Below are 6558 nucleotides of genomic sequence, written 5' to 3' on the forward strand. Positions count from 1 at the left end.
GGCCCGGTGGCTCAGGCCGAGGTCGCCGCGCGCACCGTGTGGCCGAGCAGCAGTGCCGTGGTCACCGGTCCCACGCCGCCCGGCACGGGGGTGAGTGCGCCGGCCACCGGTGTCACCGAGGCCGCGTCCACGTCGCCGACCAGGCCGCCGTCGGCGGTGGGGTTGGTGCCCACGTCGACCACGACCGCGCCGGGCGCGACGTGCTCGGCGGTGATCAGGCCGGGGCGGCCGACCGCGGCGACCACGACATCGGCCGTCGAGGTCAGCGCGGCCAGGTCCTTGGTCCGCGAATGGCAGATGGTGACCGTGGCGTTGCGGTCCAGGAGCAGGTGCGCGGCGGGTTTGCCGACCACCGTCGAGCGGCCGACCACCGCGACGTGCCGACCGGCGAGTTCGACGCCGTGGTGATCCAGGATCGCCACCACCGCCTCGGCCGTGGCCGGGGCGAAGGCGGGCAGCCCGGCGGCCAGTCGGCCGAGCGAGAGCGGGTTGGCGCCGTCCACGTCCTTGCCGATGGGGATCGCGCCGGCCAGGTCCTCCAGGGCCGCGCCCTCCGGCAGCGGGGTCTGCAGGATGATCCCGTGCACGTCGTCGTCCGCGCCGAGTGCCGCCAGCGTGCCCCGGATCGCCGCCGCGGTCGCGTCCGCGCCCAGGTCGACCACGTCGCAGGTGATGCCGACCTTCGCGGCGGCCCGCGCGATCGAACGCACGTACCAGGCGCTGGACTCGTCGGCCGTGGCCACCACGACGGCCAGGGTGACCGGGGAGCCCGCCTCGGCGAGCAGCGCGGCCCGGGTCGCGGTCTCGGCGCGGATCGCGGCCGCGAGGTCCTTGCCGGCGAGTACGGTCGCGGTCATCGGGCGATCTCCTTGCGGACGGCCGCGGTGACCTGATCGGCGCGCGTGGCGATGTCGTCCACCCGCCCGGCCTGCGTGGTGAGTTCGGTGCGGGCCTGTTCGTCCCGGATGCCGCCGAGGTTGATCTCGATGTTCACCCGCGCCGTGGTCGCCGCCGCCCGCGCCGCCTCGGCCGCCGCGGCCACGTCGGTGATCACGTTCGGATTGCCGATCGGCAGCAGCTTCTCGGCCAGTTCGACGCACGCGGCGGCCAGCACGACCACCTCGGCCGGCGGCTTGGCCGCGCCGACCAGGGCGGCGGCGATCGTGGCCGAGCGCACGGCCTTGGCCTCGTCGGTGTCCCGGGGCAGCGTGTACGCCTCGGTCACCGCGGTGAACGCGACCGCGTCCTCCTCGGCCAACCGCAGTGCCACGCCCCGCAGTTCGTCGGTCAGCGCGACCACCTCGGCGATCGAGGAGGCATGCTCGGCGTACTTGTCGCCGGTGGTGTACCGGGCGACCATGCCCAGCAGCGCGGCCGCCTGTGCGGCGTGCAGCGCTGCGGCCGCACCGCCCCCCGGCGCCGGAACCCGGTCGGCGAGGCGGTCCAGGTATTCGCTGATCTTCTCGTCGCGCATCGCGCTCGTCCTTCGCTCGGTGGGGGCTACCGCACGTTCGCAAATCCTCGCACGGAGCACGACGAAGCCTGGAACCCCGAGGTGGAAGGCATCGACGCGGCGGCCGTGGGGTGATGTCGAGTGGGGACGTCGGGCGGGAAGTGTCGGGTGGGAGGCATCGAGCGGACGGTGTCGGGTGCTCAGGTCCGGGAGTCGTCGGCGGGCCGAGCCGTGCGGTGATCGGCGGGGTGGTCGGCGCGGTGGTCCACGCGATGGTCCACATGTTGGTCCGCGCGGTGGTCCGGGCGTTGGTCCGGGCGTTGGTCCGTGCGGTGGTCCACGCACAGCACGATCGCCGTCGCGTTGTCGTGGCCACCCGCCTCCAGGGTCGCGGCGAGCAGCCGGGCGATGATCTCGGTGGGCGCCTCGGGTGCGGCCAACAGGGCGCCGAGCGGGCGGTAGTCGATCTGTTCGGCGACCCCGTCGGTGCACAGCAGGTACACGTCGCCGGGCCGCAGGGTCACGTTCAGCACGTCGGGCTCGGGCCGGCCGGGGTGTCCGACGTAGCGGCTGAGCCGGTAGCGCGCGGCGGCGGCCTGCGGCGAGTCGGCCGGATACCAGCCGTAGAGCGCGCCCAGCCACGCCTCGGTGTGATCGACCGTCAGCAGGTCCAACTGCCCGGCGCGCAGCCGATATGCGCGCGAGTCGCCGATCTGCACCAGCCATGCGGCGGCCGCGGCGGCCTCGGGCCGGGGGTCCGGTTCGGCGATCAGCGCGGTGAGCGTGCACCCGGTGAAGCCGCTCAACCCCGCCGCCGCGGCCAGCACCAGGTCCTGGATGCCGGCCACACTCGCGCGCAGCGCCGCCGGGTCGGGCCCGATGCCCGCGGCCGAGGCCCGGCGGATCGAGGCGGTGAACTCGTTCATCGTGATCCGCCCGGCGGCCGTGCTCCCGGGACCGTCGCCCATGCCGTCGGCGACCGCCGCCAGCCGCAGCTCCGGCTCCAGGCCGAGCACGTCGAAGTTGGCCCGATACCTGTTGCCCACCACGCTGCCCGCCGCCGCGCGCACCCACACCGGCCCCGCCGCGAAGCCCGCCTCGGCCGTGCTCCCCGTGTCCTGCCGGCGTCGTCCGAACATCGGCGGCCCCCTTCGCTCCGTTGGCGTATTCGGGGCACGCTATCGGGCGATCAGGCCAATGCGCGGAAATGTGTGGTCAGCCGACCCTCGTCGTCGAGCCGGTGGAACGCCAGCGCGGGCGGCAGCTTCGGGTCGACGAACGGGGCGTCGTCGTCGGCGCGTTCCCACGGCAGGTTGATCGTGGACACCACACCGGGCGCCACGATCAGCGGCTTGCCGGCGAAGGTGGTGGCCGCCGGGGTGTGCGCGTGCCCGCACAGCAGACCCGCCACGTTGGGCCGATGGGCGATCACCTCGGCCAACCGCTCGGCGCCGAACTGGCGGATCCGGTCGATCTCCGGGCTGCCCAGCTCCACCGGCGGGTGGTGAAAGGCCACGAACACCGGTGTGGTGGACGGGGTTTCGTCCAGCACGTCGGTCAACCAGGACAGCGTCTCGTCGGCCAGCAGGCCGTCCGCACGACCCGGAATGGACGAGTCGCACAGCGCGAACACCGCGCCGCCGGCCGTGCGGTGCACCCGGTTGATCGGCTCGTCGCCCGCGGGCTCGTCGAACAGCCCCTCACGAAACGGCCCGCGTACGTCGTGATTGCCGGGCAGGATCAGCACCGGGTGCCGCGACGCGAGCAGGGCCCGCGCCTCGTCGTATTCGGCGGGCAGGCCGTTGTCCACGATGTCGCCGGTGACCAGCACCGCGTCCAGGTCGTAGGGGAGCGCGTTCAGGTGGGCCAGCACCGCCCGGGTGCGCTCGGCCGCGTGCGGGCCGCCGTCGAGGTGGGTGTCACTGAGGTGCGCGAACACGATCATGCGGGCGTCCTTGGGGGAGGCGAATGCGGTGGTTCCGGTGTACTCGGCCGCGATGAAGGCGACGCTACGCACGCCACCGGACCGGCGTGAAGGTCCAGTGAACTGTTCGAGGACCGGACCACTTTCCCGCCCTGGGCGATCGACCGGCGCCGCACCGCTCACGCGGCAACTCGGGGAGGTGCCGCTCCGCGCCGCTCGCACGGCACCTCCCCGAGTTCTCAGGTCGGGCGCACCACCCGGAAGTACAGGTGCGTGACGTGCCGGCCCTCGATCACCCGGGTCGCCTCCAACTCGATCGGGACGTCGGCGAGATGGTCGAAGAAGCGGATGCCCCCGCCCAGCAACACCGGCACCAGGTTGACCACGATCTCGTCGAGCAGGCCCGCGTTCAGGCACTGGCGCACGATGTCGGCGCCGCCGACGCCCACGGCCAGATCGCCCGCCACCGCCCCGGCCTCGGCGACGGCGTTCTCCACGCCGGTGGTGACGAAGGTGAACGGCGCCTGCGGATGCGCGGCGACCCAGTCCCGCGGTACGTGATGGGTCACCACGAACACCGGCACGCCGATCGGATGGCTGCCGCCCCACCCGTCGGTGGCGTCGAACAGTCGGCGGCCGGTCACGATCGCCCCCGTGTTGACGAACAACTCGCGCAGGTGTCGGGCGCTCGCCACCGAGGTGCGGAAGGTCATTCCCCCACCGGGCGCGGGTGTCTCCACGTGCCCGTTCGAGTACCACCCGAACAACTCCGCCACGTCATGCGACGGATCGGCGATGAACCCGTCCAGCGACATCGTCTTCTCGGCCATCACTGTTGCCATCCGGCTGCCCTCCTCGGCGACGGCCCGGTCGGCGTCGACGGCGCGGGCCGGGTCGGCTCTTCCAGTCTGAGTGAGGTGGACCGGGACCGCCCCCGAAACTCATCGGCGCGGCCGTCCCACAGCCGTGGCTTCGGCGGTTCTCCGGATCGACCACGGTCGAAGGTGACGGATTGTATCGTCACGACTACCAGCCGAGCGGCGAGAGAGGTCACCCATGTCGGACACACCCCGGATGTCGGACCGCCCCGAAGGTTTCCCGGGCGCGGGCTCGCTCTCCTGGCGCTATCTGGGCCAATGGCGCCTGTTGACCACCATCGGTCGGGCGATCGTGCTGGAGACCGCGCATCCGGTGGTCGACGCCGGGGTGGTGGAGTTCTCCACCTATCGGAAACACCCGTGGCGCCGGATCGAGCAGACCCTGCTCAGCCTGCAGCGGTTGCTCTACCAGGACGAGGCGGACCGCGAGCGCGAGGCGGCCCGGCTGCGCCGGCTGCACGGGCACGTCAACGGGGTGGACGCGCAGGGTCGGGCGTACTCCGCGCTCGACCCCGAGGCACAGGCGTGGGTGCACCTGACGGTGTTCGACGCGATGGTGCTGATGTGCGAGCTCGGCGGCGATCCGCTCGACGAGGAGCGGCAGGCCGAGTTGTACGCGGAATGGCTGCTGGTGGGGCTGCAGTTCGGGGTGCCGGCGGACGCGATGCCGGGCACGGTCGAGGAATTCCGCGTCTGGTTCGACGAGACGGTACGGGACAAGCTCACGGCCGGACAGGGGGTCGAGCAACTCCTTGACGCACTGGGCCGATTGCCCGCGCCCGCAGCACTGTCCTTCGTCCCCGAGGCGGTGTGGTCGGCCGGCTGCGCGGCGTTCGGCGCCGCGATCCGCACCGTCGTCGCGAGCACCCTGCCGCCGAGCTACCGGGAGCAACTGGGCGAGCGCGGCCGAGTGCCGTTCGGCGCCGAGACGATGGTGTCGCTCGCGTGTCGGACCGCGGCGGTGGCCAGTGACCTGTTGCCGACGAAGTGGGTCTACATGCCGCTCGCGGCGACCTACATCGCGGCCAAGCGGGAAGCGGGGCGCGGGCTGCGCCGGTTCGGCCCCCACGATCGTGCGGCCGAGCCGGCGGCGCAACTTGCCGATCTCTTCGTACGAATCCTGGACCAGACCGGCGACGGCGTGTTGTCCTGGCCCGATTTGGCCGCGCTCGCCCGGGTGTTCAGCGATCGACTCGACCTCGCCGCCGTGGACGAGGAGGTCATGTACGCGGCCTTCCACGCCTGGTGGGACGAGTTGCGCACCACGGCCGACACCGACGGGGACGGCGTGGTCGACGCCGACGAGTACCGAGTGCTCGCCGACGCCGCGCCGGGTGCCGCCATGGCCGCACTGATGGTCTCGGTGGCCGCAGCGGTGGACCGGGACGGGGACGGCCGCATCGATCAGGCCGACTACGCCCGCCTGCTCGGCGCGGACGCCGCAGCGACACAACGAATCGCCTGGCTCCACGCGATGGACGCCGACGGCGACGGGGTGGTCACCGTCGAGGAGTTCGCCGACGCACTACGCGAAAGCGTCCTGGGCAGAGCCCGCTCGGACACCCTCGAATTCGTCCTCGGCCGGGCCTGAGGGGCTGGGCGGGGGGTGGGGTTGGGGGTGGTGGTGGAGACCTGACGGGGGTGATGCGTGGGGCCGGGGTGGTGCGGGGCGCGGGCGGGGGTGGGGCCGATTGGGTGGGTGCTTTCGTTTGATTCGTTGGGGGCCTTTGCGGGTGGGTCGGGTGTTTGTGGCCGGCGGTTGGGTCTTGGGCCGGGTTGGGTGCGGGTGGCTTTGTGCTGAACGGTCGGCGTGGGCTGGGGGGCTGGGGGGGAGGTGGGCTTGGTCCCAGGGTCGCCGGTTGGCCGGGAGCCTTGGGTTTCCCGGCGAGAGGTGGGTGTTGCTCGGCGGAAAGGCGCCGGCAACGGCGGAGCGGGTGGGCGCTTTCGTCGGGTCTGCCGGGGAGCCTTGTCGAGTGGGTCCGGGGTTCGCGGCCGGTGGTCGCGTCTTGGTCGGGTTGGGCGCGGGTGGCTCAGTGCTAAACGGTCGGCGTGGGCTGGTGGAGATGGGCCCGGTCCCGGGGTCGCCGGCGGCCGGGAGCCTTGGGTTTCCCGGCGAGAGGTGGGTGTTGCTCGGCGGGAAAGGCGCCGGCAACGGCGGAGCGGGTGGGCGCTTTCGTCAGGTCCGCCGAGGAGCCTTTCCGAGTGGGTCGGGCGTTTGCGGCCGGCGGTCGCGTTTTGGTCGGCAGCGGGTGGCTCTGTGCCAAACGGTCGGCGTGGATCGGCGGAGATCGAGCCGGTCCCAC

General features: G+C 72.8%; 6 protein-coding genes. 1 reads left to right on the forward strand and 5 read right to left on the reverse strand.

Annotated elements, in window-relative coordinates:
* Positions 1-11 precede the first annotated feature (11 nt).
* The 5 genes from ABZ374_RS43580 to ABZ374_RS43600 all read right to left on the reverse strand — a co-directional run bounded on the left by ABZ374_RS43580 (position 12) and on the right by ABZ374_RS43600 (position 4219).
* A complete protein-coding gene (locus ABZ374_RS43580; protein ID WP_360323261.1) occupies positions 12-857 on the reverse strand; it encodes a bifunctional 5,10-methylenetetrahydrofolate dehydrogenase/5,10-methenyltetrahydrofolate cyclohydrolase in 846 nt (281 codons plus the stop codon).
* A complete protein-coding gene (locus tag ABZ374_RS43585) occupies positions 854-1474 on the reverse strand; it encodes a cyclodeaminase/cyclohydrolase family protein (RefSeq protein ID WP_360323263.1) in 621 nt (206 codons plus the stop codon). Before ABZ374_RS43585 ends, ABZ374_RS43580 begins: the two co-directional genes overlap by 4 nt.
* A 179-nt stretch (positions 1475-1653) precedes the next feature.
* Entirely contained in the window at positions 1654-2592 is a 939-nt protein-coding gene (locus ABZ374_RS43590; protein ID WP_360323265.1) for a protein phosphatase 2C domain-containing protein, read from the reverse strand.
* A 50-nt stretch (positions 2593-2642) separates the two neighbouring features.
* Entirely contained in the window at positions 2643-3398 is a 756-nt protein-coding gene (locus tag ABZ374_RS43595; protein ID WP_360323273.1) for a metallophosphoesterase, read from the reverse strand.
* 218 nt (positions 3399-3616) lie between these two features.
* On the reverse strand, positions 3617-4219 hold the full coding sequence (locus ABZ374_RS43600) for a dihydrofolate reductase family protein (protein WP_360323267.1): 603 nt from the start codon (positions 4217-4219) through the stop codon (positions 3617-3619).
* Between the two features lie 214 nt (positions 4220-4433).
* Here ABZ374_RS43600 and ABZ374_RS43605 point away from each other — a divergent pair, with 214 nt between their 5' ends.
* The gene (locus ABZ374_RS43605; RefSeq protein WP_360323269.1) at positions 4434-5846 is read left to right on the forward strand and encodes an oxygenase MpaB family protein; all 1413 of its coding nucleotides are present in this window, start codon (positions 4434-4436) and stop codon (positions 5844-5846) included.
* Positions 5847-6558 lie beyond the last annotated feature (712 nt).

Source organism: Embleya sp. NPDC005971 (genome assembly GCF_040629175.1).
Taxonomy (GTDB): domain Bacteria; phylum Actinomycetota; class Actinomycetes; order Streptomycetales; family Streptomycetaceae; genus Embleya.

Coding starts and splice junctions, on each gene's coding strand:
- ABZ374_RS43590 (WP_360323265.1), bottom strand. CDS start 2,592: ATGTTCGGACGACGCCGGCAGGACACGGGGAGCACGGCCGAGGCGGGC.
- ABZ374_RS43595 (WP_360323273.1), bottom strand. CDS start 3,398: ATGATCGTGTTCGCGCACCTCAGTGACACCCACCTCGACGGCGGCCCG.
- ABZ374_RS43600 (WP_360323267.1), bottom strand. CDS start 4,219: ATGGCAACAGTGATGGCCGAGAAGACGATGTCGCTGGACGGGTTCATC.
- ABZ374_RS43605 (WP_360323269.1), top strand. CDS start 4,434: ATGTCGGACACACCCCGGATGTCGGACCGCCCCGAAGGTTTCCCGGGC.
- ABZ374_RS43585 (WP_360323263.1), bottom strand. CDS start 1,474: ATGCGCGACGAGAAGATCAGCGAATACCTGGACCGCCTCGCCGACCGG.
- ABZ374_RS43580 (WP_360323261.1), bottom strand. CDS start 857: ATGACCGCGACCGTACTCGCCGGCAAGGACCTCGCGGCCGCGATCCGC.